General features: G+C 61.1%; 26 protein-coding genes. 11 read left to right on the top strand and 15 right to left on the bottom strand.

Annotated elements, in window-relative coordinates:
• The first annotated feature begins 121 nt into the window (after window positions 1–121).
• Both CGA22_RS19970 and CGA22_RS19965 read left to right on the top strand, forming a co-directional pair.
• Window positions 122–556: a hypothetical protein gene (locus CGA22_RS19970; protein ID WP_041020221.1), complete on the top strand. Its 435-nt coding sequence runs from the start codon at window positions 122–124 to the stop codon at window positions 554–556.
• A complete protein-coding gene (locus CGA22_RS19965; protein ID WP_041020222.1) occupies window positions 556–960 on the top strand; it encodes an META domain-containing protein in 405 nt (134 codons plus the stop codon). Before CGA22_RS19970 ends, CGA22_RS19965 begins: the two co-directional genes overlap by 1 nt.
• 83 nt (window positions 961–1,043) lie before the next feature.
• Here CGA22_RS19965 and CGA22_RS19960 read toward each other — a convergent pair whose 3' ends face one another.
• Window positions 1,044–1,511, bottom strand: coding sequence for a TlpA disulfide reductase family protein (locus CGA22_RS19960; protein WP_041020223.1), 468 nt, complete (start codon window positions 1,509–1,511; stop codon window positions 1,044–1,046).
• Window positions 1,512–1,600: 89 nt separating this feature from the next.
• Between CGA22_RS19960 and arsC the strand changes: the two genes are divergently transcribed.
• The 3 genes from arsC to CGA22_RS19945 are packed head-to-tail and all read left to right on the top strand — an operon-like array spanning window position 1,601 to window position 2,974.
• Window positions 1,601–1,954, top strand: coding sequence for an arsenate reductase (glutaredoxin) (arsC, locus tag CGA22_RS19955; protein WP_041020224.1), 354 nt, complete (start codon window positions 1,601–1,603; stop codon window positions 1,952–1,954).
• Window positions 1,951–2,556 (top strand): NAD(P)H:quinone oxidoreductase, encoded by a 606-nt coding sequence (gene wrbA, locus CGA22_RS19950; protein WP_041020225.1) that lies wholly within the window; start codon window positions 1,951–1,953, stop codon window positions 2,554–2,556. Before arsC ends, wrbA begins: the two co-directional genes overlap by 4 nt.
• Complete coding sequence (locus CGA22_RS19945) at window positions 2,549–2,974, top strand: DUF2069 domain-containing protein (protein ID WP_041020226.1); 426 nt, start codon at window positions 2,549–2,551, stop codon at window positions 2,972–2,974. Before wrbA ends, CGA22_RS19945 begins: the two co-directional genes overlap by 8 nt.
• Before the next feature lie 89 nt (window positions 2,975–3,063).
• Here the strand turns inward: CGA22_RS19945 and CGA22_RS19940 are convergent, their stop codons facing one another.
• Complete coding sequence (locus tag CGA22_RS19940) at window positions 3,064–3,738, bottom strand: DNA-3-methyladenine glycosylase I (RefSeq protein WP_041020227.1); 675 nt, start codon at window positions 3,736–3,738, stop codon at window positions 3,064–3,066.
• 33 nt (window positions 3,739–3,771) lie between these two features.
• Window positions 3,772–4,596, bottom strand: coding sequence for a tRNA 2-thiocytidine(32) synthetase TtcA (gene ttcA, locus CGA22_RS19935; protein ID WP_041020228.1), 825 nt, complete (start codon window positions 4,594–4,596; stop codon window positions 3,772–3,774).
• Window positions 4,597–4,929: 333 nt separating this feature from the next.
• Between ttcA and CGA22_RS19930 the strand changes: the two genes are divergently transcribed.
• Window positions 4,930–5,532, top strand: coding sequence for a Yip1 family protein (locus tag CGA22_RS19930; protein WP_024779754.1), 603 nt, complete (start codon window positions 4,930–4,932; stop codon window positions 5,530–5,532).
• Window positions 5,533–5,688: 156 nt separating this feature from the next.
• On the top strand, window positions 5,689–6,183 hold the full coding sequence (locus CGA22_RS19925) for a SprT family zinc-dependent metalloprotease (RefSeq protein WP_041020229.1): 495 nt from the start codon (window positions 5,689–5,691) through the stop codon (window positions 6,181–6,183).
• A gap of 119 nt (window positions 6,184–6,302) precedes the next feature.
• On the opposite strand, the gene CGA22_RS19920 is transcribed toward CGA22_RS19925, so the two are convergent.
• Window positions 6,303–7,484 carry a CaiB/BaiF CoA transferase family protein gene (locus CGA22_RS19920; protein WP_041022948.1) on the bottom strand — a complete coding sequence of 394 codons (1,182 nt, stop codon included), beginning with the start codon at window positions 7,482–7,484 and terminating at the stop codon, window positions 6,303–6,305.
• Between the two features lie 171 nt (window positions 7,485–7,655).
• Entirely contained in the window at window positions 7,656–9,008 is a 1,353-nt protein-coding gene (locus CGA22_RS19915) for a dicarboxylate/amino acid:cation symporter (RefSeq protein WP_041022949.1), read from the bottom strand.
• Between the two features lie 334 nt (window positions 9,009–9,342).
• Between CGA22_RS19915 and CGA22_RS19910 the strand changes: the two genes are divergently transcribed.
• Entirely contained in the window at window positions 9,343–10,341 is a 999-nt protein-coding gene (locus CGA22_RS19910) for an AraC family transcriptional regulator (protein ID WP_188258683.1), read from the top strand.
• Window positions 10,342–10,479: 138 nt separating this feature from the next.
• Here the strand turns inward: CGA22_RS19910 and CGA22_RS19905 are convergent, their stop codons facing one another.
• The 3 genes from CGA22_RS19905 to CGA22_RS19895 all read right to left on the bottom strand — a co-directional run bounded on the left by CGA22_RS19905 (window position 10,480) and on the right by CGA22_RS19895 (window position 13,205).
• Complete coding sequence (locus tag CGA22_RS19905; protein WP_041020660.1) at window positions 10,480–11,826, bottom strand: ATP-binding protein; 1,347 nt, start codon at window positions 11,824–11,826, stop codon at window positions 10,480–10,482.
• Complete coding sequence (locus CGA22_RS19900) at window positions 11,823–12,500, bottom strand: response regulator (protein WP_041020661.1); 678 nt, start codon at window positions 12,498–12,500, stop codon at window positions 11,823–11,825. The genes CGA22_RS19905 and CGA22_RS19900 overlap by 4 nt, the downstream gene beginning before the upstream one ends.
• Before the next feature lie 105 nt (window positions 12,501–12,605).
• Window positions 12,606–13,205, bottom strand: coding sequence for an outer membrane beta-barrel protein (locus CGA22_RS19895; RefSeq protein WP_041020662.1), 600 nt, complete (start codon window positions 13,203–13,205; stop codon window positions 12,606–12,608).
• Between the two features lie 156 nt (window positions 13,206–13,361).
• On the opposite strand from CGA22_RS19895, the gene CGA22_RS19890 reads away from it, so the two are divergent.
• On the top strand, window positions 13,362–14,153 hold the full coding sequence (locus CGA22_RS19890; protein ID WP_041020663.1) for a dienelactone hydrolase family protein: 792 nt from the start codon (window positions 13,362–13,364) through the stop codon (window positions 14,151–14,153).
• 222 nt (window positions 14,154–14,375) lie between these two features.
• Entirely contained in the window at window positions 14,376–15,101 is a 726-nt protein-coding gene (locus CGA22_RS19885; RefSeq protein ID WP_218187517.1) for a 4'-phosphopantetheinyl transferase, read from the top strand.
• A gap of 117 nt (window positions 15,102–15,218) precedes the next feature.
• On the opposite strand, the gene CGA22_RS19880 is transcribed toward CGA22_RS19885, so the two are convergent.
• The gene (locus tag CGA22_RS19880) at window positions 15,219–16,829 is read right to left on the bottom strand and encodes an ATP-binding protein (RefSeq protein WP_041020665.1); all 1,611 of its coding nucleotides are present in this window, start codon (window positions 16,827–16,829) and stop codon (window positions 15,219–15,221) included.
• The gene (locus tag CGA22_RS19875; RefSeq protein WP_188258682.1) at window positions 16,826–17,548 is read right to left on the bottom strand and encodes a response regulator; all 723 of its coding nucleotides are present in this window, start codon (window positions 17,546–17,548) and stop codon (window positions 16,826–16,828) included. The genes CGA22_RS19880 and CGA22_RS19875 overlap by 4 nt, the downstream gene beginning before the upstream one ends.
• Window positions 17,549–18,419: 871 nt before the next feature.
• Between CGA22_RS19875 and CGA22_RS19870 the strand changes: the two genes are divergently transcribed.
• Window positions 18,420–21,311 (top strand): ribonucleoside-diphosphate reductase subunit alpha, encoded by a 2,892-nt coding sequence (locus tag CGA22_RS19870; protein WP_041022694.1) that lies wholly within the window; start codon window positions 18,420–18,422, stop codon window positions 21,309–21,311.
• Between the two features lie 268 nt (window positions 21,312–21,579).
• On the opposite strand, the gene flgE is transcribed toward CGA22_RS19870, so the two are convergent.
• From flgE to cheR, 5 genes are all read right to left on the bottom strand, one after another.
• Window positions 21,580–22,905 carry a flagellar hook protein FlgE gene (gene flgE / locus CGA22_RS19865; protein WP_041024265.1) on the bottom strand — a complete coding sequence of 442 codons (1,326 nt, stop codon included), beginning with the start codon at window positions 22,903–22,905 and terminating at the stop codon, window positions 21,580–21,582.
• Between the two features lie 29 nt (window positions 22,906–22,934).
• The gene (gene flgD, locus CGA22_RS19860) at window positions 22,935–23,657 is read right to left on the bottom strand and encodes a flagellar hook assembly protein FlgD (RefSeq protein WP_041024266.1); all 723 of its coding nucleotides are present in this window, start codon (window positions 23,655–23,657) and stop codon (window positions 22,935–22,937) included.
• Between the two features lie 15 nt (window positions 23,658–23,672).
• Entirely contained in the window at window positions 23,673–24,116 is a 444-nt protein-coding gene (gene flgC, locus CGA22_RS19855; protein ID WP_041024267.1) for a flagellar basal body rod protein FlgC, read from the bottom strand.
• A gap of 3 nt (window positions 24,117–24,119) precedes the next feature.
• Window positions 24,120–24,527, bottom strand: a complete 408-nt coding sequence (gene flgB / locus CGA22_RS19850) for a flagellar basal body rod protein FlgB (protein ID WP_024779770.1) — start codon at window positions 24,525–24,527, stop codon at window positions 24,120–24,122.
• 403 nt (window positions 24,528–24,930) lie between these two features.
• Window positions 24,931–25,758 (bottom strand): protein-glutamate O-methyltransferase CheR, encoded by an 828-nt coding sequence (gene cheR / locus CGA22_RS19845; RefSeq protein WP_041024268.1) that lies wholly within the window; start codon window positions 25,756–25,758, stop codon window positions 24,931–24,933.
• Between the last annotated feature and the right edge of the window lie 42 nt (window positions 25,759–25,800).

Genomic DNA, 25,800 nt, shown 5'->3' with positions numbered 1-25,800 from the left:
GATCAGTCGGCATCAATGTCAACTGACAGGCTCGCTCCCACAAGGAGGGCGGTGTTCGTCGCATCCGGACCATCCCCACCCATACCGCGTGCTAGCATGTCGCGCCTATTTTGGAGGACCCATGGCCGAGCACGATTTCCGCTACACCCTGATGAACCCGCAGCACACCCTGACCGAAGTCCGCGCACTGGCGCCGGGCCGCTATCAGGTCACCGGTAACGGCGGTTCGATCCAGGCCAACGATGTACTGCTGGTCACCCTCAAAGGCAGCAAGGATCTGTCCATGCGCCTGACCGTGGACACCGTTCGCCACCTGCTCAAGCCCATGGGCCAATGGACCGCCATGACCACCGGTCCGGTGTTCGGCGAACTGGCAATCCACACCTGGCAGGTCAATTGCGACGGTTGCGCCAAGGAACTGAGCTTCGAGTTTGCTGTTGACGCCAAGCTTGGCGTCAAGGCCCAGAAACCGGCCGCCAGCGCGCGTATCGCCGAGTTGGGCTGGGCCACCGCGGGTGAAAAACACCTGTGCCCGACGTGCAGGGAAGCCGCCTGATGAAACGTCTGGCCCTGTCCGCGTTGATCGGCATGAGCCTGATGGGCTGTGCCGCCGAACCTGTACAGTTGCAACAGAACCGCAGCTACATCCTGGAATGGATCGGTGAACGGCCATTGATGGACTACAGCCACCTGACCATCACCCTGGGGGAGGATGGCCGGGCCTATGGCAATGCCGGCTGCAATCACTGGTTCGCCCCCTATACCCTGGAAGGCCACCGCCTGAGCTTCGGCAAGATCGGCAGCACCCGCAAACTCTGCGGTCCGGCCGTGATGGAGCAGGAGTCGCGGTTCTTGCGGGCACTGGAAAAGGTTGAACGCTGGGACATCTCGCCCATCGAGCAAGTACGCTTCTGGCCGGCCCAGGGCAAGCCGCTGCGGTGGTGGCTGGAAGAGGGTTGAGCCTGGTACGGGTGTAATTCATTGTGGCGAGGGGATAAATCCCCTCGCCACAACAGCCCTCACAACCTCCCCGCCACAAAGTGCTATTTAAGTGCCTGCAACGCCTTGAGCTTCGCCATCACCCCCACAGCCGTCTGCTCGCCCAGCAATTGCTCGCGCACCTTGCCCTCGTTGTCGATGATGTAGGTCACCGGCAACCCTTCGCTGCGCGGCAGGTCGAAGATCTCGGCCGGATCCCGGGCCAGCACGGTGAATCGGATGCCCATCTTGTCGCTGGCGCTCTTGAGCTCCTCGCCCTGCACCTGATCGAAATTGACCCCGAACACACCGACGTTGCGCCCTTTGAGCTGTTCGGCCAAGGCATTGAACTCCGGGATCTCAGTACGGCACGGTGCGCACCATTCGGCCCAGTAGTTGATGACCAGCCACTGCTTGTCCAGCCGTTGCGAGTCGATCGCCTGGCCATTCTGGTCGACCCCGTAGTCGTTTCCGCAACCGGCGAGCAACAGGATGCCCATGAATGCCAGTGCCGCCGTCAATCGCCTTGCCATGTGCCAATCCTTGTCTGAATGTGAACGCTGCCACGACCCATCGTGGCACAGTAGAATAGCCGCCACCTTACGCAAGATGCGACCCGCTCATGACTGATCTGACGCTTTATCACAACCCGCGCTGCTCTAAATCCCGCGGTGCGCTGGAACTGTTGGAGGCCCGCGGCCTGACGCCCACCGTGGTCCGCTACCTGGAGACCCCACTCGATGCAGCGCAGCTCGAACGGCTGCTGGGCAAGCTCGGCATCACGGCCCGGCAACTGCTGCGCACCGGCGAGGACGAATACACTCACCTGAACCTGGCCGACGAAAGCCTGAGCCAGGCGCAATTGATCGCCGCCATTGCCGCCCACCCGAAACTCATGGAGCGGCCGATTCTCGAAACCGCCGACAAAGCCGTGATCGGCCGTCCGCCGGAGAAGATCCTGGAGATCCTGCCGTGAGCACACCGTACATCCTGGTGTTGTATTACAGCCGCAGCGGCTCCACCAACGAAATGGCCCGGCAGATCGCCCGCGGCATCGAACAGGCCGGGCTGGAAGCCAGGTTGCGCACGGTGCCGGCGATTTCCACCGAATGCGAAGCGGTGGCCCCGGACATTCCCGAGCAGGGTCCGCTGTACGCCACCCTCGATGACCTGAAGAACTGTGCCGGCCTGGCCTTGGGCAGCCCGACCCGTTTCGGCAACATGGCCGCGCCGCTCAAGTACTTTCTCGACGGCACCAGCAACCTGTGGTTGACCGGTGCCCTGGTGGGCAAGCCAGCTGGGGTGTTCACCTCCACCGCGAGCCTGCACGGCGGCCAGGAAACCACCCTGCTGTCGATGATGCTGCCGCTGTTGCACCACGGCATGCTGATCACCGGCCTGCCCTACAGCGAGTCGGCGCTGATCGACACCGAGGGCGGCGGTACGCCTTACGGGCCGAGCCATCACGCCGGGAGTGACGGGAAAAGCGGCTTGAACGAGCATGAAGTCGCCTTGTGCCGGGCCTTGGGTTCGCGCCTGGCGAAAACCGCACAGTTGCTGGAGAGCGGCCGTGGCTAAAAAGCCGAAGATCCTCCCCTCCATCCAGTGGCTGGAGCCGCGCGTACGCATCGCCCGTGCTCTCAGCCTGCTGTGCTTTTTCGGCCTGGTGGGAGTGCTCAGCGTGTATTACCTGCTGATCGCCGATCTGCACGGCGCGCGTCCCTGGGTGATCCTGCTGATCGAGTTGGTACCGCTGTTGATACTGGCACCCGGCATGCTCACCGGCAGCGCTCGCGGCCATTCATGGATGTGCTTCGTGGTGAACCTGTATTTCATCAAGGGCGCATTGGCGGCCTATGACCCGAACCGGCAACTGTTCGGCGTGCTGGAAATGCTCGCGAGCGTGGCGGTGTTCTGCTCGGCGTTGTTGTATGTGCGCTGGCGGTTCCAGTTGAACCGGCGGTTGGCTGGCGAGGGCGACATCTCCGTTGCCTGACAGGCCGCCATCGCGAGCAGGCTAGCTCCCACAGGGAAATGCATTGCTAATGTGGGAGCGAGCCTGCTCGCGATAGGTGCGACTCGGCCTTAATGATTCACGGTATACGCCAGCATCTTCGAAATCTGGCTCATCGGCCGCCCGCCACTTTCTTCATGCCACTGGTTGAAGGCATTCTGCACCGTCGCCAGGTCCCGCAGGCTTGTAGGAACTTTGTCGATGATGTCCTGGGCATTGAGCGCCGCCACAACGTCGTTGCTGGTCACGAAGGTGTCCTTGCCCATCATCCGTAAAAAGTACGGAGCCGATAGGCCGCCCAGTTGATGACCATGTTTTCTCAGGTAGGTCCACAGGCCAACGATGTCGTCCACCGGCCAGTCGGCGATCAGCGCACCGAAGCTGCCTTTTTCATGAGCCGCGTCCAGTACCAGTTGCGCGTTGCGCGGCACGCTTTTGAGCTTGCCCAGATGTCGGATGATCCGCGCATCCTGCATCAACCGCTCCAGGTGCTCGGCACTCATCAAGACGACTTTTTCCGGATCGAACTTGAAGAACACCTCTTCGAACGCCGGCCACTTGGCATCCACCAGGCTGTGCTTGAGCCCTGCGCGAAAGATCCGCAGCGACATGCTCGAGAGGTAGCGGTCGTCGCCGATCTTGCGCAGTTGCGCCGGGGTCTTGGGAACAGGCAGGTGGGCTTCCAGTTCAGCCGCCGAACCGAAGCGGTTCAGACAGTACTCATGCAGCCACTTGTAATCGCGCATTCCTGCTCCTTGGGTCCGGTGTAAAAAAGCGGGTCAGAGATTCACCACGTTGACGAAGCGCGAAGCAGCGCTTTCATCGATACGCAGGTTGGTGAAATCGAACAGGTTGCGGTCCGCCAGCTGCGACGGAACGACGTTCTGCAAACCACGGAAGATGCTCTCGGTACGGCCTGGCGTCTTGCGCTCCCACTCTTGAAGCATCTCCTTGACCACCTGGCGCTGCAGGTTCTCCTGGGAACCACACAAGTTGCAGGGGATGATCGGGAATTGCTTGAGATCCGAATAGGCCTGGATGTCTTTCTCGCTGCAATAGGCCAGCGGGCGGATCACCACGTTGCGCCCGTCATCGGCGCGCAGCTTGGGCGGCATGGCCTTGAGCGAGCCATTGAAGAACATGTTCAGGAAGAACGTCTCGACGATGTCGTCACGGTGATGACCCAGGGCCATCTTGGTCGCGCCGATCTCGTCGGCGAAGGTGTAGAGCGTACCGCGACGCAGGCGTGAACACAGCGAACAGGTGGTCTTGCCTTCGGGAATCAGCTCCTTGACCACCGAGTAGGTGTCTTTCTCGACGATGTGGTACTCCACGCCCAGCGACTCGAGATACGCCGGCAGCACATCCTCGGGAAACCCCGGCTGCTTCTGGTCCATGTTCACGGCGACGATGTCGAACTTGATCGGCGCAACCTTCTGCAGGTGCATCAGCACGTCGAGCATGGTGTAGCTGTCCTTGCCCCCGGACAGGCAGACCATGACCTTGTCGCCGTCTTCAATCATGTTGAAATCGGCAACCGCCTCACCGGCCAGGCGGCGCAGGCGCTTTTGCAGTTTGTTCTGGTTGACCGTAAGAGTGCCCATGACGCGAAATCCGTGAGGTGTGACGAAGGGCCGGCATTTTACGCAAAAACAGGCCTGCGGCGAAGAGGCTGGCACACCACTGTTGTGGCGAGGGGATTTATCCCCTCGCCACAGGGTTATTCGCTGGCTTCAAGACCTTACACACAGACCTATCGGCGATTAACCCGCCCACCTACAGCGCGATTTGCTCTAAGCCCCCCATCCCCCTCGGGATGAGTCCTTTCTATACTGCGTCATAAGGTCGCACACATATTCAGACCTTTACTTACTTGGCCATTTGGCTCGTAGGCGCTCCGTTGGGGGGCGATGGCAATAACAAAGGAGTGACTGACTATGATCCATCATGTCGTGGGGCTCTTTACCCACCCTGATCAAGAATGGAAAGACATCCGTGGCGATCAGGAGGAAAGCATCAGCCACATGTACCTCACCCACACGCTGATCCTGGCGGCGATTCCCGCGGTATCGGCGTTTATCGGCACGACGCAGGTAGGATGGGTCATCGGCAATCGTGCCCCCGTCATGCTCACCCAGGAAAGCGCGCTGTGGATGACCATCATGTCCTATCTGGCCATGCTGGGCGGTGTCGCGGTGATGGGCGCGTTCATTCACTGGATGGCCCGTACCTATGACGCCAACCCGAGCCTGGCCCGTTGCGTCGCGTTCGCCACCTACACCGCCACTCCCCTGTTCATCGGCGGCCTGGCGGCGCTCTATCCACACATGTGGCTGGGAATGATCGTGGGCACGGCGGCGATCTGCTACACGGTTTACCTGCTGTATGTGGGCTTGCCGACCTTCATGAATATTCCCCAGGACGAAGGCTTCCTGTTTTCCAGTTCGGTACTCGCCGTCGGCCTGGTGGTGCTGGTTGCCATCATGGCGTTCACAGTGATTGTCTGGGGGTTGGGCGTCGGCCCGGTCTATACCAACTGAAGAACCAAGGCTCTCCTATAAAAACAGGATCTGCCAACACAGGCCGCCGCAAGGCGGCCTTCCTGTGTCTGACTGAGGAAACGACCGCTGGGCACCTGAGCGATTCGCAACGGCCGACGCTTGCGGCATACTCGGTTTTCTGGAGACCCGTAAAGCATGCTCGAGCAACTCAATACCCGCGTCGAAGAGTGTTACCAACAAGCCGAATCCTTTTTCAAACGTCCTTTCAAACGCCCGGTGGTCAGCTTCAAATTGCGTGGCCAGAAAGCCGGTGTCGCACATTTGCATGAGAACCTGCTGCGCTTCAATCCACAGCTATACCGGGAAAATGCTGAAGACTTCCTCAAGCAGACCGTCGCCCACGAAGTCGCGCACCTGATCGCCCATCAATTGTTTGGCGAACGTATCCAACCCCATGGCGAAGAATGGCAACTGATCATGCGCGGCGTCTACGAACTGCCGCCCAACCGCTGCCACACCTACGAAATCAAACGCCGTAGCGTTACCCGTTACATCTACAAATGCCCCTGCGAAGGCAGCGATTTCCCGTTCTCGGCCCAGCGCCATAACCTGGTGCGCCAGGGACGACGGTATCTGTGCCGCAGTTGTCGCGGGACATTGGTGTTCAGCGGGGAGACGCGGGTGGAGTAGAGGGATTTGGGGGGCCTGGGCCGGCCTCATCGCGAGCAGGCTCGCTCCCACAGGGATTTTGCAGCGCCCAAATAACCATTGTGGGAGCGAGCCTGCTCGCGATGAGGCCAGCAATACCACTACAAAATCACCCTGCCATCCCGCAGTCGAGCAATCCGCTCAGCACTGAACCCCAACTCCTCTAGCACCTGATCCGTATGCGCCCCCAGTCCTGCACCAATATGCCGAGACTCGGGCAACCCTTCCGAGAACTTCAACGGGCAAGCCATCTGCGCCTGACTCGAGCCATCGCCCCGAGGCACCTGGGTGACCACTTTCCTGGCCTGCAACTGCGGATGCCCGAGGGCTTCTTCCAGGCTCAGCACCGGCTCGACGCAGGCATCGATTTTGGCAAACAACCGGCAAAGTTCGGTGAAATCATGCTTCTCGAACTCGACTTGCAGCGCCTGCTTGAGCATCTGTTGCCGCTCGGACTCGGGTGACAGCCCGTGAACCGCCAGCTCCGGCCGGCCCAGGGCCTCACACAACGCTTGCATGAAAGCCGGTTCCAGACTGCCCACCGACATCCAGCGACCATCCCGGGTGCGGTAATAGTCATAGAAGCTGCCGCCATTGAGCAGGTGCTTTTCCCAACCGGGTTCGACACCGCTGGCCAGGTAACCGGCGCCCGCCAGTGCGTTGAGGCTGAACACACAATCGGCCATGCTCACATCCAGGTATTGGCCCTGCCCGCTCTGCTGGCGGGCGATTACCGCCGCCAACAATCCGATCACCCCGTACAGCGACCCGCCGGCGACGTCCGCCGCCTGGATCCCCAACGGCAACGGGCCGCTGTCGGCACGCCCGGTCTGGCTGGCCAGCCCTGTCAGGGCCAGGTAGTTGATGTCATGTCCGGCACGGTCCTTGTAGGGGCCCGTCTGGCCGTAGCCGGTGATCGACACGTAGATGAGCCGGGGATTGATCGCCTTCAACGCCTCATACCCGAGTCCCAGTCGTTCCATCACGCCAGGACGGAACTGTTCCAGCAAAATATCGTAGTCACCCAGCAACCGCTTGATCACCTCCAGCGCCTCCGGTTGCTTGAGGTCCAGGGCAAGACTGCGCTTGTTGCGATTGAGGTAGGCATGGCTGGCGGAAACACCCCGGTCATGGGGCGGCAGGACGCGCAGCAGGTCCGGGCGGGTCGGTGATTCGATGCGCAGCACCTCGGCGCCCATGTCCGCCAGCAGCAGCGAGGCGAACGGCCCGGGTAGCAGGGTCGAGAAATCCAGAACCTTGAGCGATGCCAATGGACCTTGCATGGAGGGTCTCCGCCGGATGATGAACAAAGACTAGGCAGGTGCTGGCGATGGGGCAATTACTGCAGGTGTCGTTTGGGATGACCAATGCGCTCAGCGAGTTCATCTGTGGTGAGCTTTGACGCCGCCCATGAAAAAACCCGCCGAAGCGGGTTTTTCATTGCAGCCTGAAGATTACTTCACAGTGCCTGGAGTAGAGCCTTCAGCCGCTGCGATCTGCGCCGCAGCGATCTGCTCGTCGTCTTCACGCACGTCAGAGATGCCGCGACCGCCGGAAGCCAGTTCGGTCTGCAACTGGTCTTCATCCAGCTCCTTGACCCACTTGGCAACCACGATGGTGGCGACAGCGTTGCCCACCAGGTTGGTCAGGGCGCGGGCTTCGGACATGAAACGGTCGATACCCAGGATCAGCGCCAGGCCGGCAACCGGCAGGGTGCCCACGGCCGACAGGGTGGCCGCCAGTACGATGAAGCCGCTACCGGTCACGCCAGCAGCACCTTTGGAGGACAGCAACAGCACAGCCAGCAGGGTGATCTGGTGAGTCAGGTCCATCGGGGTGTCGGTGGCCTGGGCGATGAACACCGCGGCCATGGTCAGGTAAATCGAAGTACCGTCGAGGTTGAACGAGTAGCCTGTTGGGATGACCAGGCCTACGACCGACTTCTTGGCACCCAGGCGCTCCATCTTGATCAGCATGCGTGGCAGCGCCGATTCCGACGAGGAAGTACCCAGCACGATCAGCAGCTCTTCACGGATGTAGCGGACCAACTTGATGACGCTGAAGCCATGAGCGCGGCAGATGGCGCCCAGCACCACCAGCACGAACACGACGCAGGTGATGTAGAAGCAGATCATCAGCTGGCCCAGTTGCACCAGCGAACCCACGCCGTAGGCGCCGATGGTGAACGCCATGGCACCGAACGCACCCAGGGGGGCCAGTTTCATGATCATGTTGATGATGATGAACATCACGTGGGCGAAGCGATCGATGAAATCCAGCACCGGCTTGCCATAGGCACCCAAGCGATGCAGGGCGAAACCGAAGATCACCGAGAACATCAGCACTTGCAGGATGTCGCCGTTGGCGAACGCGCCGACGATGGTGTTCGGGATCACGTTGAGGAGGAAGGCGACGATGCTCTGGTCTTTACCAGCCGAAATGAAACCGGCGATCTTGCTGGTGTCCAGGGTCGACACGTCGATGTGCATGCCGTTGCCCGGTTGCACGACGTTGACCACGACCAGGCCGATCAGCAGGGCGATGGTGGAGACGATTTCGAAGTACAGCAGTGCGTAACCGCCGGTCTTGCCCACCGACTTCATGTTCTGCATGCCGGCGATACCGCTGACAACGGTGCAGAAAATGATGGGGGCGATGACCATCTTGATCAGTTTGATGAACCCGTCACCGAACGGCTTGAGAGCCACACCGGTTTGCGGATAGAAGTGGCCGAGCAAAATACCGATGGCAATGGCAACGATCACCTGGAAATACAGGGATTTGTACAAGGGCTGACGAGTCGTCATGGCAAACCTTCCTCAAGCGTCCCGTGTGACAACATCCATCTGTTGTCCACGACACCTCAACTTTGCGAACCCTCCTGCACTGGAGGGATTTGTTTTGTCGGCTGCACGGTGGCAGACCTACGTAATGCATCGCAAAGCCCGTGCCATTTCTCAGAAACGCCCTACAGCCGCCATGGCAGACAGGTTTTGTGATTAATCACAAGTTAAACGATAGCGTATAAGATGGCGGATTTCCGCCAACAGCTTGATTCCTGTTCCGGGATTTGGCGGATATCCGCCTTGTCGCGATGGAGCGCCCTGCTACCATCGGTCGCTTATCGAACGGATTGATGCCATGCGCCAACGCACGATCGCCAGTCACTTTGCCCGCGCAGCCTTGGGCGGCGCACGTCGGCAGGGATTCGACGCTCTTCCCCTGCTGCAACAACTGGGCATCAGCCCTGAGCTGTTGGACGAGCCCCGCGCGCGTATCGCGCCGGAGCAGTTCGCCCGCCTGCTGCAATCGCTGTGGCTGGCATTGGGTGATGAATACCTTGGATTCGGCAGCGCCCCGAGCAAACCCGGGACGTTCGCCATGATGTGCCATACGCTGATCCACTGCCGGACCCTGGGCAAGGCGCTCCAGCGTGGCCTGTTGTTCTACCGCCTGTTCCCCGACGCCCCGGACCTGACACTGGTAGCTGAAGGCGAACAGGTGCGCCTGGTGCTGGACGATTCGGCCTTGTGGGACCCGGATCATTTCCTCGCCGAAAGCCTGCTGGTGGTCTGGCATCGCCTCGCCAGTTGGCTGATCGGCCAGCGAATCGGCCTGGAGCAGGCCAGCTTCAGTTATGCCAGGCCCGCCCATGGCGCCGAGTATGATTTGCTGTTCCCCTGTCCACTGGTGTTCGAGGCGCAACACAGCAGCCTGTTATTCCACAGCCGCTACCTGGACATGCCATTGCTTCAGGACGAACGGACCCTCAAGCGTTTTCTCGAGCGCTCCCCCGCCGATCTGCTTTCGCGCCCGGACGACGGTCACAGCCTGAGCAGCCAACTGCGGCGGTTGCTCGGCCGCGATACCGCACGCTGGCCGGACCTGGAGGCCGCCGCCGATCATCTGCACCTCAGCCCCCAGACCCTGCGCCGCCATCTGCGGGAGGAAGGCACCAGCTTCCAGGAGCTCAAGGATCACCTGCGGCGGGATATCGCCATCTACCACCTGGGCCGCGCGGACCTGTCGCTGCAGCAGATCGCCGAGCAGTTGGGGTTCTCGGAGCCATCGGCGTTCCACCGGGCGTTCAAGAAGTGGACGGGGCTGACGCCCGGGGCTTATCGGGCGCAGGAGAATTGAGGGAAGAGCTTGGTGTTTACCCCTGTGGGAGCAAGGCTTGCCCGCGATGACAATCTCGAGGACGCCATCGCGGGCAAGCCTTGCTCCCACAGAGTTCATGCAAGTTCAAGTCACAGGTTTGCCTCGAGTCCACTCCTGTCAAACCACCGGAAAAAGCACCCGGAACGCCGCCCCGCCCAGTTCCGAATCCCCCAGGGTCAATCGTGCGCCGTAGCTCTCGATAATGTCCTTGACCACCGCCAGGCCAATCCCCTGCCCCGGATGCTGACGGTCCAGCCGCTCGCCGCGTTGGAGAATCCGTGCACGCTGGTCCGGCGGCACGCCTGGCCCGTCATCCTCGACGCACAGCTCGATGCCGCCAAGGGTCTGATGCGCGCTGACGAGCACTTCCCCCAGGCACAGCCGATAGGCATTCTCCAGCAGGTTGCCGAGCATCTCCAACAAGGCGCCCTGCTCGATCGGCACGTGACAGTGCTCCGGCAGGTCGAAGCGGACGTTGACCCGTTTGTCGCGATAGACCTTGTCGAGGGTGTCGCACAGGCTTTGCAGCACCGGCCGCAGGCGCACCTGATGGCGCACCAGCCCGCTCTTGCGCAAGCTGGCACGCTGCAACTGGTAGCCGATCTGCTGGCTCATACGCTCGATCTGGGTTTGCAGCACCCAGGCCTGCCCACGGTCTTCGGGGCGCCGGGCCATGTCTTCGCTGACACCCTGCAAGACCGCCAACGGCGTCTTCAGGCTGTGGGCCAGGTCGTCGAGGGAGTCGCGATAGCGGCTGCGCTGCTCCCGCTCGCTGTACAACAGCCGGTTGAGGGAGCCGGTCAGGCGCAGCAGTTCCCGGGGATGCTCGGTACTGAGGCTCTCCCGCGTGCCGCCTTCGATTTCGTCCAGCTCCTGGCTCAGGCGTCGCAACGCCCGCAGCCCCCAGGTCAGACCGATCCACAACAGCGCCAGCAACACCGCCAGCGCCGCTCCGAAACCCAGGTAGAGCTTGTCCCGCAACCCCTGGAGGGTCACTTCGTAATCACGCACCGGTTGCAGGGTGACGATGCTGAAGGCCGCGTTCTGGCCGGCGAGCAACTTGATCTCGACGTCATAGACAAAGAACTCCTCGCCGCTCTGCTCGCGAATGCGGGCAAACTCATTGCCCTGGCCGTCATAACGAGGCGTGTAATTGATGTTTTCTTCCCGGGTCGCCTTCGACCGCCAGACCAGTCGCCCGTCGCGATCATAGATGTAGCCCAGCAGACGGGCATCGGCGAGGTTGAAACGCTCGTCGGGCAACTGTGCCGGCATCTTCAGGCGATTGTTTTCCACCCGGGCGGCGGAAATCAGCGTGGTCACGTCCGAGGCCAGGCGTTGCTGGATGGATTCCTGCAACGCCAGGCTGAACGCGCCTTGCATGGCGGGCAGCAGCGCCAGCATGAACAACACCGCCAGGATCGTGGCGGCCAGCATCAACCGCAGCCGCAGGGAACGAATCACTGGCAGCGCTCGTTGAACAGGTACCCCAGGCCACGCACGGTGTCGATCGGCTTGAAGCCGGAGGGGGCTTCGAGTTTACGGCGCAGGCGCCCGACCAGGACTTCGATGACATTGGGGTCGCGCTCGTCGTCATCGGGATACAACTGCTCCATCAGGCGGTCCTTGGGCACCACCTGTTGGTGATGGCGCATCAGGTACTCGAGGATGCGGTATTCATAGGCCGTCAGCGCCAGCGGTTCCTCGTCGAGGGAGGCTTGCTTGCGGTTGAGGTCCAACAGCAACGGGCCGGCGACGATGGTCGACTGGGTAAAGCCACTGGAGCGGCGCAACAGGGCATTCAGCCGGGCCTCCAGCTCTTCGAACTGAAACGGCTTGACCACATAGTCATCGGCCCCGGCGGCCAGGCCTTCGACCTTGTCCTGCCAGTTGCCACGGGCAGTGAGGATCAGGATCGGAAAGGTCTTGTCCTGGGCACGCAGCCGGCGGATCAGCTCCAGGCCGCTGATCCCGGGCAGGCCAAGGTCGATCACCGCCAGGTCATGGTTGAATTCCGCAACCTGGTACAGGGCCTCCTCGGCATTGGCGACGGCCTGCACCACATGGCCGCTGTCGGTAAGACGGGTTTGCAGGTGATGGCGCAGCAGCGCTTCGTCTTCGACGACCAGTAACTTCATGGAGCCTCTCTCCAGGCAAATCAGACAATCCGATGCTGTGCAGCGCAACGAAAGCCGCCGGATCGTCTCGGGCCGATCCGGCGGGATACGCTCACCCTCGCCCGCTTAGAATGTGTAGTTGGCGGACAGGTAGGTCTGGGCACTGCTGGTCAGGTCCAGCGAACCCACCTTGTCGCCACCGTGGGGGCTCATCTCGGTGCTGGCGTTGCTGCGCAGGTAACGGTAACCCAGTTCCACCGAGGTGTTCTGCGAAATTTGTTGCAGGACGCCGCCCTGCAGGCCCGCCGTGAAACCGATGTCGCTGTCGCGACTGAAGCCTGGGGAGTCCTGGGTCACCTTGGTCAGGCCCGCCGTCGCACCGCCGAACAGTTTGGTGCTGCCAGTGACGGGGTAGAACAGATCGTAGCTGCCCAACAGGTTTTCCTGGCGCAACTTGATGCCGTTATGGGTCCCCGAAACGTTGTCGTAGGTGGCGTAGTAGCGACCTTGGTCGTTCTGCTTGCCCAGGCGCACGCCGTAGGTGGTGTCCTTGCCGATCACGCCGTCGGCGTTCGGATTGTTCAGCGCCTGGTCCAGGGCACTGGATTTCTTGACCTTGTCGCTGGTCTGGCCGAGGGTCAGGCTGGCGAAGTTGTCATCGGCGTGGGCCAGGGCGCTGGCACCCAGCACAGTGAAAGCCAGCAGCAGTTTCTTCATGTGTGTCATGTTCAGGTTCCTTTGAAACGTGGGTGGTGTGTGAAGTCGTGGTCACGTTAACCAGCGGTCCCTGAACACCCCTTGAACGTTCTCTGAACCTGCGCTGAATGAATCGGCTAGAGTGTTCTGTCTCGAGCGAACCCATTCTTTCAAGGAGATTTCCCCATGCGCAGGTTGCTTGCCGTTGTACTTCTGGCCTTGAGCGGCGCGGGCCACGCCGCCGTCCAGACCCAGGAAATTCCTTACACCAGTGCCGACGGCACGAAGCTGATCGGCTATTACGCCTACGACGATGCGATCAAGGGTCCACGCCCGGGCGTGGTGGTGGTGCATGAATGGTGGGGGCTGAACGACTACGCCAAGCGCCGCGCCCGCGACCTCGCCGGCCTCGGCTACAGCGCCCTGGCCATCGACATGTACGGCGATGGCAAGAACACCGAGCACCCCGCGGACGCCATGGCGTTCATGCAGGCGGCACTCAAGGACAGCAAGGCCGCCAGCGCGCGATTCCAGGCCGGGCTCGACCTGCTGAGGAAACAGCCCCAGACCGATCCGGACAAACTCGCCGCCATCGGCTACTGCTTCGGCGGCAAAGTGGTGCTGGATGCCGCTCGCCAGGGCGTTCCGCTGGCCGGCGTGGTGAGCTTCCACGGCGCCCTGGTGACCAACACCCCGGCCACGCCCGGCAGCGTCAAGGCGAAGATACTGGTCGAGCATGGCGCGCTGGACAGCATGGTCACCGAGGATAACGTCACCGCGTTCAAGAGCGAGATGGACAAGGCCGGCGCCGACTATAAGTTCGTCAGCCTGAAAGGCGCCAAGCACGGCTTCAGCAACCCCGATGCCGATCGCCTGAGCCACGGCGAACATGGCGGGCCGGACATTGGCTACAACAAGACGGCCGATGAGCAGTCGTGGGCGGATATGCAGAAGTTCTTCAAGAAGATCTTTGGTTGACCCCCCCCTGTGGCGAGGGGATTTATCCCCGCTGGGCTGCGAAGCAGCCCTCAATCAGGCAGCTCGGTGTGACTGACTTACCGCATCGCTGCATTTGGGGCTGCTTCGCAGCCCAGCGGGGATAAATCCCCTCGCCACAAAAACCCCTTCTTCCCAGCAGAATTTCAGTCCAACCGCTCACATCACTACCCAGCACCCAGCCAACCCGGCAAAATGCCCGGCATGAACCGACTCCCTGCCTTGCCCGCCTGCTGCTCGCCCCTGGATGAACATTGGCTGTTGCCCGATGCCCTGCCGGAGACAATCCTGCTGAGCACTCGCTTCGATCCGCTGTTGCTGACCGGTGAAGACTTCCCGAACAGTGCCATCGAGCCACCCGCGAGCATTCAGCGTTCGGTACCCAAACGTCAGGCCGAATTCCTTGCGGGGCGAATCTGTGCCCGGGCAGCCCTTTATCAATTGGACGGCCAGCACTGCGTACCGGCGATCGGCGAGGACCGAGCCCCCGTCTGGCCGGCCCATGTCAGCGGGTCGATCACCCATGGCACCGGCCGGGCGGCGGCCATTGTCGCCAGCAAGGACCACTGGCAAGGGTTGGGCATGGATCTGGAGAACCTGCTCGACCCGGAGCGCGCCGAGCGGCTGGCGAGTGAAATCCTGACCCCACCGGAACTGCAACGCATGGCCACCACCCGGCGAGATGAACGGGCCTTGCTGGTGACGTTGACCTTTTCGGTGAAGGAAAGCCTTTTCAAGGCGTTGTACCCGATCGTCGGGCAGCGCTTCTACTTCGAACATGCCGAGGTGCTGGAATGGACCCGCGACGGGCAGGTGCGACTGCGCTTGCTGACCGACCTGTCGGCTGAATGGCGCCATGGCAGTGAATTGCAAGCGCGGTTTGGGGTGAAGGATGGGCAGTTGTTGAGTCTGGTGGGTATCAAGGCCTGAGGCTTTTGTATCGCTTTTGAAAGCCCCATCGCGAGCAGGCTCGCTCCCACAGGAGGAATGCTTTCCCATGTGGGAGCGAGCCTGCTCGCGATGAGGACAATCCAGTCGCTACATCCCTCAAGCCCTGTCCTGATGCCGCGGCCAGCTCAAGCTGAAACATGCCCCACCCAGGCTCTTGCTCTTGGCGATCAACGCCCGGCCGCCATGCCAGTAAATGATCCGCCGTACGATCGACAGCCCCAGCCCATGACCGCCCGAAGCACGGGCACGGCTGTCGTCCAGGCGCAGGAAGGGCTTGAACACCCGCTCCCAGGCCGCCTCCGGCACACCGGGCCCGTCATCCTCGACGTCCACCCGGCAACGCAGTTGTCCCACCTGATAGCTGACGGTCACCCGGGATTTGGCATGGCGCATGGCATTGCCCACCAGGTTCTGCAAGGCGCGATGCAAGAAGCGTGGTTCGGCTTCGACCCAGGCGCCGTCGCAATCGGCGGCAGACAGGCACAAACCGCGTTCGACCGTGACCCCGGCCCGCAAAGGGCCCAGTTCCTCGATCACCTGGCTGACCAGCGCATCCAGATCCACCCGCTGGAAATTCAACGCCGGTGAGCCTTGCTCCAGTCGCGCATAGGTCAGCATCTCGTCCACCAGCCGATCCAGATCTTCGATGTCATGGTCCATGCCTGCCAGGTATTTTTCCCGGGCCTGGGGGGTGGCAGCGCTGCCGAGCATTTCCAGGCCGAAGCGCAGGCGCGCCACCGGGGTACGCAGTTCGTGGGAAACCGCTCGTACCAACTCACGCTGGATCGCCAACAGTTGTTGCAGGTGCTCGGCCATGCCGTTGAACGCGGCGGCCAACCGACCGACCGAGTCGGCACCACGGGCCGGCACGCGGGTTTCCAGGCTGCCCTGGGCGATCTGGGTAGCGGCGGCCTCCAGGCCACTCAGGCGCCGCTCCAACTGACGCACCAACAGGTAGACGATCAAGCCGATCAGGCTCAAGCCCAACGCCGCGATCAGCACCAGCCATTCGGGCGGGTAAGGGTTCATCTGGTACAGCGGACCGATTTCCAGTACCCACGGCGTGCCCACCATGCCGGCGAACACGCGGATCGAATCGCCGCCCTTGCCCAAGGCCATCACCGTATCGCCCTCGGACACACGACGGCGCTGGTCTTCGTCCATGTCCGCCTGCTCGGCGGTCATCAGCCGCAGATCGAAACCGAAACCTTTTTCTTCCATGAGTTGCGCGAGCCGCCGGGGTTGCTCGCCCACCGGGTAGCGCACCAGTTCGTCCGCCAGCAGATAGATAGTCGCCCGGGCCAATTGCTCGCTGATCTGCTGGACTTCCCCCACCAGCATCAGTTGCTCGCCATCGCTGACCAGTCGATAGACCTTCGCCGCATGGGGCCCGGTCTGTTCGACCAGCGCCTGACCACGCAGCACGCGGGTACGCTGTCCCAGGTCCAGGTCGGTCTGGGCAAAGGTCTGCAGCGCCAGAGGGATGCCCAGCAGCCGCTCCCATAGCAGCAACGCCCGATGGCGCTCGGTGTCGTTCATCGGCCGCAGGTTCTCGGCCATCAGGGAAAACGTGCCGTGGGCCAGGCGCTCGCGGTACTGCTCGCTGCGAGTCTGGTTGAGCAGGTGCAGGGCCAGCACCCCAAGCACCGCCACCAGCACCAGCGCCGCACACATGCCGCCATAGATGCGCAGGAAGATCGAGTTCACGGTGCCGGGTCTACACAGGCTTCAGGCACGAACAGGTAGCCTTTGCTGCGGATGGTCTTGATCAGCCGTGGATGGTCCGGGTCATCGCCGATCTTGGGCCGGATGCGCGAGATCCTTACGTCGATAGAGCGATCCTGGCCGTCATACCCGATGCCACGCAGGGCGGTGAAGATTTCCTCCCGGGACAGGATGCGCCCGGCATTGGACACCAACAGCCATAGCAGGTCGAACTCGGCGCTGGTCAACTCGATTCCGTTGCCCTGCAACCAGGCCTCGCGCAGAGCGTCGTCCACCACCAAGGGGCCGAATTGCAGGCGCCGCGATTTTTGCGGGGAGGATGGCTCCGGTTCACTACGCCGCAGCAGCGCTTGGATGCGCGCCAATAACAAACGCGGGCGGACCGGCTTGCAGACATAATCGTCGGCGCCCAGGTCCAGGCCCTGGATCTGGTCGGCGTCGTCGGTGCGGGCCGTGAGCATCAGGATTGGCCCATCGTACTGCGCGCGGACCTTGCGGCAGATGCTCAGGCCATCTTCGCCGGGCAGCATCAGGTCGAGGATCACCAGGTCCGGCTGCTCGACAATGATCCGCTGCGCCGCCACCGCGCCGTTGCCTTCGATGGCGACACGCAGCCCATTGCTTTCCAGGTAGTCACGGGTCAGCTCGGCCAGACGCTGGTCATCCTCGACGATCAATATCTGCCAGGCTTCTTGTTCCACTGGGGGCCTCGTATTGCTGTGAATATGGAAGAAGGATTGACGCACTCATCTGTGGCGAGGGGATTTATCCCCGCTGGGCTGCGAAGCAGCCCCAAATCAGTCGCTTAGCTGTGTCAGGTAGAACACAGGGGGTCGCTTCGCGACCCAACGGGGATAAATCCCCTCGCCACAAGGATACGCGCGCTCGCCCCCCTCGCTCTTTTGTCATGTCAAAAGAGGATAACCCTGTCCGACACACCGGCCGATTGTATAAACGGCGCCCCGGTAGAAAACAAGCGGACAAATGCGTTCGGTCGAGCGAGATTTGTGTGGTAACGTCCGCGCCCGCAAAAATCGACAGGCTGTTTTCGGCGCCTCAAAAACGATGAAAAAAGGCCCGCTCCAGCAGGGTCGCGGCCTACAGCGCAGTTCCATGTTTCGCACACAAATTACGCACAGGTTTATCCACAGGCAGTACGTTGCATTCGGTCCCCAAAACGCATTATCTTGTAGCCCGCTGCAAAAAAAACCCTACATGTAGGGGTTGAAGCCAAAAACCAAACACAAGTCGGACAGAGAATTCAAGCGCTTTTAGTACCTCTTTCCACTTGAAACATCGAGTTTTTCCAAGACCAGACCGCCCCTGCGGATGGCCACTGTTTCAAAGGTCGAAAATGACCGAAACGGTACGGGTGTTGCAGCCCATTGCTGCCACCCCAGGTTTCGAGCCCCGGCTCGCAACCCATGAACTTCGGATGGAAGCAGCCCCACAGGCCTGCTTCCTACTGTCCCGAAGTTGTTATACCCGGCGCCAGTCGGTTGTAGTGCTTCAGGACGGAACGGTGGGCACCGTGATGGTGCCCAAACAAACATAGAGAACGTGGAGACACCCATGCACACCGACACAACTCGCGAGAACCCGCAGGGCACCGCGCCGCTGGCCGCCGATTCGACCCCGGATCTGGCCGCCACCGCGCCTGGTCAACTGCGTGTGATCAAGCGTAACGGCACTGTCGTTCCTTACACCGATGACAAGATCACCGTCGCCATCACCAAAGCGTTCCTCGCAGTTGAAGGTGGCACCGCAGCCGCTTCGTCGCGCATCCACGACACCGTGGCCCGCCTGACCGAACAGGTCACCGCGACCTTCAAGCGCCGCATGCCGTCGGGCGGCACCATCCACATCGAAGAAATCCAGGACCAGGTCGAACTGGCCCTGATGCGTGCCGGCGAACAAAAGGTAGCCCGTGACTACGTGATCTACCGTGACTCCCGTGCCAAGGAACGCGCCACCCGCAACCCGGCCGACGCACCGGTCCAGGCCCACCCGTCGATCCGCATCGCCCGCGCCGATGGCAGCCTGGCACCGCTGGACATGGGCCGCCTGAACACCATCGTCACCGAAGCCTGCGAAGGCCTGGCAGAAGTCGATGGCGAGCTGATCCAGCGCGAGACCCTGAAGAACCTCTATGACGGCGTCGCACTCAAGGACGTCAACACCGCCCTGGTGATGACCGCGCGGACCCTGGTGGAACGCGAGCCGAACTACTCCTTCGTGACCGCCCGCCTGCTGATGGACACCCTGCGCGCCGAAGGCCTGGGCTTCCTGGAAGTTGCCGAGAGCGCGACCCACCACGAAATGGCCGACCTGTACGCCAAGGCCCTGCCGGCCTATGTAGCCAAGGGTATCGAATTCGAATTGCTGAACCCGGTCCTGGCTTCTTTCGACCTGGAGAAACTCGGCAAGGCGATCAACCACGAGCGCGACCAGCAGTTCACCTACCTGGGCCTGCAAACCCTGTACGACCGTTACTTCATCCACAAGGACGGTATCCGCTTCGAACTGCCGCAGATCTTCTTCATGCGCGTGGCCATGGGCCTGGCCATCGAAGAGAAGCAGAAAGAAGACCGTGCCATCGAGTTCTACAACCTGCTGTCGTCCTTCGACTACATGGCGTCGACCCCGACCCTGTTCAACGCCGGTACCCTGCGTCCACAGTTGTCGAGCTGCTACCTGACCACCGTGCCGGACGACCTGTCGGGCATCTACGGCGCAATCCACGACAACGCCATGCTGTCGAAATTCGCCGGCGGCCTGGGCAACGACTGGACGCCGGTTCGTGCGCTGGGCTCGTACATCAAGGGCACCAACGGTAAATCCCAGGGTGTTGTGCCGTTCCTCAAAGTGGTCAACGACACCGCTGTCGCGGTCAACCAGGGCGGCAAGCGCAAAGGCGCGGTCTGTGCCTACCTGGAAACCTGGCACATGGACATTGAAGAGTTCATCGAGCTGCGCAAGAACACCGGTGATGATCGTCGTCGTACCCACGACATGAACACCGCCAACTGGATCCCTGACCTGTTCATGAAGCGTGTCTTCGACGACGGCAAGTGGACCCTGTTCTCGCCATCCGAAGTGCCGGACCTGCATGACCTGACCGGCAAGGCCTTCGAAGAGCGCTACGAGTACTACGAAGCCCTGACCGAGTACAACAAGATCAAGCTGTTCAAGGTCGTCCAGGCCAAGGACCTGTGGCGCAAGATGCTGTCGATGCTGTTCGAAACCGGCCACCCATGGCTGACCTTCAAGGACCCATGCAACCTGCGCAGCCCGCAGCAGCACGTAGGCGTGGTCCACAGCTCGAACCTGTGCACCGAGATCACCCTGAACACCAACAAGGACGAGATCGCCGTCTGCAACCTGGGCTCGATCAACCTGCCGAACCACATCGTCGACGGCAAGCTGGACACCGCCAAGCTGCAACGCACCGTGAACACCGCCGTGCGCATGCTCGATAACGTGATCGACATCAACTACTACTCGGTGCCACAGGCGAAGAACTCCAACTTCAAGCACCGTCCGGTCGGCCTCGGCATCATGGGCTTCCAGGACGCGCTGTACCTGCAGCACATCCCGTACGGTTCCGACGCCGCGGTCGAGTTCGCCGACAAGTCCATGGAAGCGGTCAGCTACTACGCGATCCAGGCTTCCTGCGACCTGGCCGACGAGCGTGGCGCCTATGAGACGTTCCAGGGCTCGCTGTGGTCCAAGGGCATCCTGCCGCTGGACTCGCAACAGATCCTGATCGCGTCCCGTGGCGAGAAGTACATCGACGTCGACCTGACCGAGTCCCTGGACTGGGCACCGGTTCGCGCCCGTGTACAGAAAGGCATCCGTAACTCCAACATCATGGCCATCGCACCGACCGCCACCATCGCCAACATCACTGGCGTGTCGCAGTCGATCGAACCGACCTACCAGAACCTGTACGTGAAATCGAACCTGTCGGGCGAATTCACCGTGATCAACCCGTACCTGGTCCGCGACCTCAAGGCCCGCGGCCTGTGGGACTCGGTCATGATCAACGACCTGAAGTACTACGACGGTTCGGTACAGCAGATCGAGCGCATTCCGCAGGAGCTCAAGGAGCTCTACGCGACCGCGTTCGAAGTGGACACCCGTTGGATCGTCGACGCTGCCAGCCGTCGCCAGAAGTGGATCGACCAGGCTCAGTCGCTGAACCTGTACATCGCCGGCGCCTCGGGCAAGAAGCTGGACGTGACCTACCGCATGGCCTGGTACCGTGGCCTGAAAACCACTTACTACCTCCGTGCCCTGGCCGCCACCAGCACCGAGAAATCGACCATCAACACCGGCAAGCTGAACGCTGTTTCCAGCGGCGGCAACCACGGTGACGACTCGGTCCTGGCTGCCCCAGCCGGCCCGGCGCCAGTGCCAAAGGCCTGCGCGATCGACGAGCCGGATTGCGAAGCTTGCCAATAAGCTGAGCGGGTGGGCGCTGCGAGGCGCCGACCTTTAAAGAAAGCCCCCGATAGACCGCTGGTTTATCGGGGGTTTTCTTTTGTCTGGAGGAAAGTGGCTGGCCGGGCTGACCTCATCGCGAGCAGGCTCGCTCCCACAGGGGAACGCATTCCAATGTGGGAGCGAGCCTGCTCGCGATGAGGCAAGTCCAGGCAGCACAAAACACTCGCCCAAAAAGAAGCCCCTCTGGTGAGGGGCTCCTTGTGCAACCTTCATGCAACCATCGACATCAAGCCATCTGAATGATGGTCTGCATGATGGTGCTCTGGGTGGAAATGGTCTTGGCGTTTGCCTGGTAGTTGCTCTGGGCCTTGATCAGCTCGACCAGTTCGTTGGTCAGGTTGACGTTGGACTCTTCCAAGGCATTGGAAACGATGGAACCCAAGGTACCGGTGGTTGGAGCATCGTAGCCCGGGATACCCGACGAGAAGGTTTCCTTCCAGCTGGTGCCGCCTACCGGTTGCAGGCCTTGTTCGTTGGTGAAGCTGGCGAGGGCGAGCTGACCGATCGGCTTGGTCTGGTTGTTGCTGAAGTTGGCCAGCAGTACACCAGAACCATCGATGGTCAGGTTGGTGATCTGACCCGTGGCGTAGCCATTCTGGACCGGTAGTGAACGCGCGGTGTCGGCGTTGAATTGGGTGGTGTTGGCCATTGAGATCGTAATAGTAGACGAGCCCGCGCCGTTGGCGGCCCACGTACCATTAGTCACCGTACCCGGGACCCAGCCGACGAGGTTCAGATCATTACTGATAACTGGCGGGGGGGCTGGAATCGTAGGCGGAACGGTCGGTGGAACCGGCGTGCTGACCTGGGTTAACTTGCCGTTCGCGTCGAACGTCATCGTCGAAGGAATAGGTGCGTTCGGAGCAACTGGCGCGCTGCCGTTCAGGTTACGACCATCGATGAGCGTGTAGACATTCCAGGTGTTCCCGGCAGTCTTGACCATGTACTGGTCCATGGAATGCTGGTTGCCCTGGGTATCGTAGACCGGCGTAGTGAACTGCTTGGTGAAGGTCGAAGTATCGGTCGGATTGAACGCTGTAGCGATCGCTGTGGCCGTCGAGTTCAGGTTGATAGTCGACGAAACCAGGCTGGTAGCTTGCGGCGGCAGGTTGGAGGTGTCGATACGCAGGTCGGTCAGGATCCCGTTCTGGATCTTGCCGTTCGCATCCACGCCATAGCCCTGCAGCCTCGAAGTGCCGTCACTGTTGGTGATATAGCCTTCCTTGTCGGTCTTGAACGTACCGGCACGGGTGTAGCTCAGGGAACCGTCGTTGCTCAGGACGAAGAAGCCCTGGCCCTGGATACCCATGTCCAGAACGTTGCCGGTATTGTTCACGTCACCCTGGCCGAACTGCTGGGAAACGTTGGCCAGACGCACGCCGTTACCGACGGTCTTGCTGCCCGAACCCAGCTTGGTAGCCGAGTAGACGTCTTCGAATTCCGCGCGGGACGATTTGAAGCCGGTGGTTGCCACGTTGGCGATGTTGTTACCGGTGACGTCCAGCTGTTTGTTGGCAGCATAGAGACCGCTAAGGCCGATATTGAAAGACATATTCCACTCCTTTGCCGGGTTAGTCGGCTCTACATACCAATAGTTTGTACTTTGGACAGGGCGACGCTGCCCAGCCCGGCGAGGTTGAGCATCAGCTCTCCCCCTGTCTGGCTGATCGTCACGCTGCTGACGGTCGCCGGCAGGTTGGTGATCAGCGACGTGGCCTGGCCGTCGATGGTGGTCGAAGCCGTGAAGGTGTAAGTGCCCGACTCGACCGTGGTGCCCGCGTCGTTCTTGCCATCCCAGATAAAGGCGGAGTTACCGGCCTTCTGGCTGCCCAGGTCGATGGTGCGGACAGTCTTGCCGTCCTTGTCCACGATCTTGACCGCGACGGACGATACCGCCGAGGGCACCACCACTGTACCGTTGAGGCTCTTGGAGGTATCGACCACAGCTTTGTCGCTGGGCGCGATGACCGAGCGACCGACCAGCGATGAAGCCTGCAGGGCCTGGGATGAGTTGTAATTGCCGGCGATGCCGCTCACGGTCTGGTTGAGGGTGGTGATCCCCTCCAGGCTGCTGAACTGTGCCAGTTGGGCAACGAACGCGCCGTTGTCCTGCGGCTCCAGCGGGTTCTGGTTTTTCAGCTGGGTGACCAGCAGCTGCAGGAACGCATCCTTGCCCAGTTCCTTCTTGCCGGTCGCCGCACCTGTCAGCGAGCCCAGGCCGTCGGAGGTGTTGTTGGTCTTGACCGAGGAGTTGGCCAGAATCTCGTTGAGGCTCAAACCGCTGGTGGTGTTGGTAACGCTCATGTGACTCGCCCCTTATCACTGACCCAGGGTCAGGACCTTCTGCATCATGGTTTTGGCGGTGTTCATCATTTCGGCGTTGGTCTGGAACGAACGACTGGCGGAAATCATGTCGGCCATCTCTTCGACCACATTGACGTTCGGGTAATAGACATAGCCCTTGGCGTCGGCAGCCGGATGGTTCGGCTCATAGCGCGCTTCGAGGTTGCTCTGGTCTTCGACCACACCCATTACCTGCACGCCCTGCCCAGCCGCGTCATGCTCCTGGAACAGCGAGCCGCTGCCATTCGACTGACCACCTTGAAACATGGTGGCGAACACCGGGTGACGGGCCCGGTAGGTCTGGTCGATGCTCGACGAAACGGTCTCGGCGTTGGCTATGTTACTGGCGACAGTGTTAAGGCGAGTGGTCTGGGCACTCATGGCACTGCCGGCGATGTTGAATACGCTCGCAATCGACATGGCTTACTCTCCGCGAAGGGCCGAGATCAGCCCTTTGAATTTGCTGTTGAGCAGGGTGAAGCTGGCCTGGAAGTTCACGGAGTTCTCCGCGTAGTTGGACTGTTCCAGTTGAGCGTCCACGGTGTTCTGGTCGATCGAAGGTTGCATCGGCGTGCGATACATCAGCGACTCGTCGCCGTTGCCCAGGCCTTCGGCCTCGATATGACGGCTGTTGGTCATGTTCAGGGCGAAGGAGCCGTTCTTGGTTTTCTCGTTCTGCTCGGCGAGCACTTTGGAGAAGTCCAGGTCCCGAGCCTTGTAGTTCGGGGTGTCGGCGTTGGCGATGTTGTTGGCCAGGACTTCGGCACGCTGGGCGCGGAAGCTCAGGGCCTGTTCGTGGATACCGAGCGCTTTATCGAAGCTGATGCTCATGTCGGAAACCTTTGGGTGACCAGAATGTACGTGCGATGGATATAGCAAGCGTCGTGCCACTTTCCAAAAGCCCATAAACCGGGGCTTTGCGGGCATGGGCAAGGCGGCAATGCCAGAAAAGCGGCAACCGTTTTCCGCCGGCTGCCGCTTTTCTGCCGCTTGCATGAGGAAAATGACATTTTCATTGCGGAAGCAACTGTCTTGCCTTTGCCGCCCACCAGCCCCTGTGGGAGCGAGCCTGCTCGCGATGACGGCCGCACATGCAACATCAATGCAGGCTGATCCTCCGCTATCGCGAGCAGGCTCGCTCCCACAGGGGTTGTCGATACCAGGGAAGTAAGCAGGACACATAAAAAAACGGGAGCCTTTCAGGGACTCCCGTTTTTTTGACGATCCGGACGCATCACTTCGCCTGGTAGATAATCCCAGGGCTGCACTGGATCATCTGGTAATGATCCGGCAATCCGTTCAGCGCTTCAGAGGCGCCTAGGAACAGGTAGCCGCCCGGCTTCAGAGTGCCGTGGATGCGCAACAGGATGTCCTTTTTCACTTCGGCGGAGAAGTAGATCAGTACGTTGCGGCAGAACACGATGTCGAATTTACCCAAGCTGGCATAGCTGTCCAGCAGGTTGAACGAGCGGAATTCCACCCGGCTCTTGATCGGCGCCTTGACCATCCAGCGCCCCGGCCCTTTCGGATCGAAGTAGCGTTGCAGGCGATCAGGCGACAGGCCGCGACCAATGGCCAGGCTGTCGTACTCGCCGGTCTTGCAGTTGTTGAGCATGGTCCCGGACAGGTCCGTGGCGACGATCTGCACGCCACCTTTCAACTGACCGATGTTGGTCCGCTCGAACTCGTCGATGGACATCGACAGCGAATAAGGTTCCTGGCCCGACGAACAGGCGGCCGACCAGATCCGCAGGCGCTGGCCCGGGCTGGCCTTGATGGCCGCCGGCAGCACTTTGTTCTTCAACACTTCGAACGGATAGGTATCGCGAAACCACAGGGTTTCATTGGTGGTCATGGCATCCACCACCATTTCGCGCAAACCACTGCGCGGCTGGGTCTGGATACGCTGCACCAGCTCGCCCAACGATTTGAGGCCCTGCTGCTCCATCAATTTGTTGAGACGGCTCGACACCAGATATTGCTTGTTTTCACCAAGCAATATGCCACAGGCTTTTTCCAGGAAGACCCGGAACTGTTCGAAATCCAAATTACCCGTAGACAAGTTACCGCCTCTTTCCATTGTATTGATTTGCCGGGCGCACAA

The organism is Pseudomonas sp. PSB18, assembly GCF_014596565.1.
Classification (GTDB): Bacteria; Pseudomonadota; Gammaproteobacteria; order Pseudomonadales; family Pseudomonadaceae; genus Aquipseudomonas.
Note: the sequence above shows the minus strand (reverse complement) of the source record. Positions and strands in the feature narration are given on the sequence as shown.

What these genes read in the sequence shown, in the direction of transcription:
- CGA22_RS19910 (WP_188258683.1), top strand. Translation starts at nt 9,343, where the DNA reads ATGCGCCAACGCACGATCGCCAGTCACTTTGCCCGCGCAGCCTTGGGC.
- flgC (WP_041024267.1), bottom strand. Translation starts at nt 24,116, where the DNA reads ATGTCGATTGCGAGCGTATTCAACATCGCCGGCAGTGCCATGAGTGCC.
- CGA22_RS19895 (WP_041020662.1), bottom strand. Translation starts at nt 13,205, where the DNA reads ATGACACACATGAAGAAACTGCTGCTGGCTTTCACTGTGCTGGGTGCC.
- flgD (WP_041024266.1), bottom strand. Translation starts at nt 23,657, where the DNA reads ATGAGCGTTACCAACACCACCAGCGGTTTGAGCCTCAACGAGATTCTG.
- CGA22_RS19900 (WP_041020661.1), bottom strand. Translation starts at nt 12,500, where the DNA reads ATGAAGTTACTGGTCGTCGAAGACGAAGCGCTGCTGCGCCATCACCTG.
- arsC (WP_041020224.1), top strand. Translation starts at nt 1,601, where the DNA reads ATGACTGATCTGACGCTTTATCACAACCCGCGCTGCTCTAAATCCCGC.
- CGA22_RS19925 (WP_041020229.1), top strand. Translation starts at nt 5,689, where the DNA reads ATGCTCGAGCAACTCAATACCCGCGTCGAAGAGTGTTACCAACAAGCC.
- CGA22_RS19965 (WP_041020222.1), top strand. Translation starts at nt 556, where the DNA reads ATGAAACGTCTGGCCCTGTCCGCGTTGATCGGCATGAGCCTGATGGGC.
- CGA22_RS19915 (WP_041022949.1), bottom strand. Translation starts at nt 9,008, where the DNA reads ATGACGACTCGTCAGCCCTTGTACAAATCCCTGTATTTCCAGGTGATC.
- flgB (WP_024779770.1), bottom strand. Translation starts at nt 24,527, where the DNA reads ATGAGCATCAGCTTCGATAAAGCGCTCGGTATCCACGAACAGGCCCTG.
- CGA22_RS19960 (WP_041020223.1), bottom strand. Translation starts at nt 1,511, where the DNA reads ATGGCAAGGCGATTGACGGCGGCACTGGCATTCATGGGCATCCTGTTG.
- flgE (WP_041024265.1), bottom strand. Translation starts at nt 22,905, where the DNA reads ATGTCTTTCAATATCGGCCTTAGCGGTCTCTATGCTGCCAACAAACAG.
- CGA22_RS19890 (WP_041020663.1), top strand. Translation starts at nt 13,362, where the DNA reads ATGCGCAGGTTGCTTGCCGTTGTACTTCTGGCCTTGAGCGGCGCGGGC.
- ttcA (WP_041020228.1), bottom strand. Translation starts at nt 4,596, where the DNA reads ATGGGCACTCTTACGGTCAACCAGAACAAACTGCAAAAGCGCCTGCGC.
- CGA22_RS19870 (WP_041022694.1), top strand. Translation starts at nt 18,420, where the DNA reads ATGCACACCGACACAACTCGCGAGAACCCGCAGGGCACCGCGCCGCTG.
- CGA22_RS19930 (WP_024779754.1), top strand. Translation starts at nt 4,930, where the DNA reads ATGATCCATCATGTCGTGGGGCTCTTTACCCACCCTGATCAAGAATGG.
- CGA22_RS19920 (WP_041022948.1), bottom strand. Translation starts at nt 7,484, where the DNA reads ATGCAAGGTCCATTGGCATCGCTCAAGGTTCTGGATTTCTCGACCCTG.
- CGA22_RS19970 (WP_041020221.1), top strand. Translation starts at nt 122, where the DNA reads ATGGCCGAGCACGATTTCCGCTACACCCTGATGAACCCGCAGCACACC.
- CGA22_RS19940 (WP_041020227.1), bottom strand. Translation starts at nt 3,738, where the DNA reads ATGCGCGATTACAAGTGGCTGCATGAGTACTGTCTGAACCGCTTCGGT.
- CGA22_RS19885 (WP_218187517.1), top strand. Translation starts at nt 14,376, where the DNA reads ATGAACCGACTCCCTGCCTTGCCCGCCTGCTGCTCGCCCCTGGATGAA.